The sequence below is a fragment of the Gaiella sp. genome, assembly GCF_057140465.1.
The window spans coordinates 1-3,398 of sequence record NZ_DBNHWK010000021.1; the positions used below are offsets into that span (position 1 = coordinate 1).

Sequence of the window (3,398 nt, forward strand, 5' to 3'; positions counted from 1 at the left end):
CCGAACCGGGGACGACCGTCGTCTATCGAGACGAGGACGTCGTCGTCGTGCGTCGCGCCCCGCCCTCTCGCGGGCCCTAGGCGTCGGCCACGCCGACGATCGCCGTGTCGTCGCGGCGGCGCGGCGCGTCGACGCCCGCGGCACGATACGCATCCTCGGCGTCGAGCGTCTCGTGCTCGAGCAACGCGCCCGCGAGCGCGTCGAGCTGATGCCGATTGTCGCGGAGGATCTCGAGCGCCTGCACGTAGCACTCGTCGACGATGCGACGCATCTCGGAGTCGACGAGCGTCCGCAGCTCCTCCGAAGCGAGGTCGCCGTCGATCCCCGCATACCCTTCCCCGGGGCGCGGCGTGACGACGAGCGGGCCGATCTCCGGCGACATGCCCCACCGTCCCACCATCAGGCGAGCGAGTCGGGCGACGGTCTCGAAGTCCGACTCCGCGCCACTCGACTCGTCTCCGATCACGAGCGCCTCGGCCGCGCGGCCGCCGAGCGCCCCCATGATCCTGGCGCGGAGCTGGCTCACGGTCCAGCCGTACCGATCCTCTTCGGGGCTCTGGAAGACGACCCCGAGCGCCTGGCCACGCGGGATGATCGAGATCTTGCGGACGGGGTCCGCCCCCGGCACGAGCATCGCGACGAGAGCATGCCCTGATTCGTGGTACGCCGTCCTGATGCGCTCGGGCTCGGGCATCACGAGATGTCGGGCTGCCCCGAGCACGACCTTCTCGAATGCGTCGTAGAAGTCCGCGCGAGTGACCGCGTCGTGTCGTCGCCTGGCGGCGAGGAGCGCGGCCTCGTTGACGAGGTTCGCGAGGTCCGCCCCGACCATCCCGGGCGTCGACGCCGCGAGCGCCCCGAGATCGGCGTCATCGGCCAGAGGGACGTGACGCGTGTGCACCCGGAGGATCTCCTCCCTCCCGTGCTGATCGGGCGCGTGAACCGCGACGCGACGGTCGAAGCGGCCGGGCCGCAGCAGCGCAGGATCGAGGACGTCGGTGCGGTTCGTCGCAGCGAGCACGATCACCCCCTCGCGCCCCGTGAACCCGTCCATCTCCGTGAGGATCTGGTTGAGCGTCTGCTCGCGCTCGTCGACGGCGCCGACACGCTGGCCGCCGCGGGCGCGACCCACCGCGTCGATCTCGTCGATGAACACGATCGCGGGTGCCATCTTGCGTGCCTCGGCGAACAGGTCACGCACCCGGCTCGCGCCGACACCGACGATCATCTCGACGAACTCGGAGGCCGATGCGGAGTAGAACGGCACGTCCGCCTCGCCGGCGACGGCACGCGCGAGGAGCGTCTTGCCCGCCCCGGGAGGCCCCGAGAGCAGCACGCCACGGGGGATCGTCGCACCGAGGCGGTCGTAGCGCTCGGGGTCCTGCAGCATGTCGACGATCTCCTCGAGCTCCGCCTTCACCTCGTCGATGCCGGCGACATCCTCGAACGTCACCCGCGCCGTTTCCTCGCGGTCGTACACGCGGGCACGGGACTTCCCCATCCCCATCCCGCCCGACCGCCCCAGCAGGCGCCTGATGATCAGCACGTAGAGCACGATCAGCACGAGCAGCGGGAGCACGCTGAGGATCGCCGCCGAGAGAAACGACCGCGACACCCCGGGTGATTCGGCGTTGACCTTGATGCCGTCGGCCAGCAGCGTCGCGAGCAGGTCGTCCTGCGCGAACGTCGGCCGTTCGGTGTCGAAGCGCTCGTAGGGGGCAGCCGCGGCGTCGCTGGAGAGCTTCACCGGCTGACGGAACGAGCCCCAGATCGTCGAGCCACGGACGTCGATCTCCTCGATGTTCCCTTGCCTCAGCTGTCGGTCGAACTCGTTGTAGGAAATCGTCGCCCGCCGCTCCTCGGGGGCGAACACGACGTTGACGAGGTAGAGGTTGACCGCGAGCAGCACGGCGACGGTGCCCCAGAGGAACAGGCGCCTCCGGCGACTCGTACGCAGGAACCGCGGAACGCGCCGTTTAGGGACACCTTCGGTGCGCCACGGACGGCGCGCGCTGCCGTCCGGCGGAGCTCGGCGCTCGGCTCTGGCCGGGCCGCGGTCGTTGTCCTGGGCGACGGACACGCGGAAATCCTCGCAGAGCCTCGCGTCTCAGTCGAGCCGACGCCTCACCGCGACGGCTCCGGAACGGCGTGAGGCTCGACGCTTGGCCGCCCGATGCTCGGCCCCCCTATCGAGGCGACGAAGACGACGGCGGCCACACACAGCACGATCGCCGTCTGCAACGGGGAGCCGTTGCCGGTGCCCGACGCGACCCAGAGCACGGCCGGCAGGAGCCAGACCTTCGAGAAGCGCGGCCGCGCGAGCGCCAGCGGGGCGAGGAGCAGGGCGAACGAGTGCAGCCACACGATCGGAGATGCGACGACGGCGGCGAGCACGGCGAAGGCGTAGGAGCGTCGGTCGTCACCGCGCCTGCCGAGCACCAGGCAGGCGACGAGGGCGGTCACGGCGACCGCGACCATCAGCACCGCGCCGGTCCGCCCGCCGAGCCCGAGATCGACGGCGAGCGCCTTGACCGTGTAGCTCGACGGTGACTCCTCCCCGCTCAGCCGCTCCATGCTCGACGGATAGTCGAGCAGTCCCGAGAAGCCGAGCGTCGCCCAGAGCCCGAACGTGACGCCGGCGGCGACGGCCACTGCGGCGAGCGCGGAACGTACGCGGCGCGTCGCGACGAGCCACAGGACGAGGGGCCAGCAGATGATCTTCGCGGCGATCGTGAGCCCACCGGCCACCGCGAGCGGACGGATGCGCTCCCTGTAGCGCCAGGCAGCCGCGAAGCCGAGAAGCAGGAGCAGAGTCACGTTCGCCGTCTGCAGCCCGTGGAAGACGGGTGCCCAGAGAAACGCCGCCCCGTACACGCGCCAGTCGCGGACGCCGAGGAGCCACAACGAGAGCGGCACGGCGAGCGCGAGCGCGACCACGAAGAGGACGGCCGGCGCCGGGAGCACCGCGAGCGGGCTCAGCGCGAACACGACGAGCGGTGGGTAGCCGTACGCAGGATACGGTGATTCCCCGGAGACGAGCCGCTCCGTCGCGGGAAGGAAGGTCTGGTCGAAGTCGATGGCGAAGCTGTCGCCGGCCCGCACGAGCATCATCGACTCGAGGAGCACCGGGAGCACGACGAGGGCGCAGAAGGGGAAGACCCTCCGCAGGACCATCAGTCGTCGCTCCACCCATCCTCCCGGCGAGCGTGCCGGGGCACCCATCGCGGTCACCCTCACACTATGCGCCGCCGTCACGGAGAGGGGGCTTCGCCGTAGGTCCTGTTCGAACTAGCCCCCCGTCTAGTTGTCCTCCATGGCGCCGCATCGCACCCTATGACCACCTCCCCCGGGATTGGGGAATGGGGAGGCAACACGACCGGGGATAGAACCCCGGAGAG

Annotated in this window: 2 protein-coding genes; both read right to left on the bottom strand. The window is 70.6% G+C overall.

Going from position 1 to position 3,398, the window contains the following annotated elements:
* Positions 1–76: 76 nt before the first annotated feature.
* On the bottom strand, positions 77–2,080 hold the full coding sequence (gene ftsH, locus AC162C_RS02735) for an ATP-dependent zinc metalloprotease FtsH (protein WP_484096210.1): 2,004 nt from the start codon (positions 2,078–2,080) through the stop codon (positions 77–79).
* 44 nt (positions 2,081–2,124) lie between these two features.
* Positions 2,125–3,189: a glycosyltransferase 87 family protein gene (locus AC162C_RS02740; protein ID WP_484096211.1), complete on the bottom strand. Its 1,065-nt coding sequence runs from the start codon at positions 3,187–3,189 to the stop codon at positions 2,125–2,127.
* Positions 3,190–3,398: the final 209 nt, after the last annotated feature.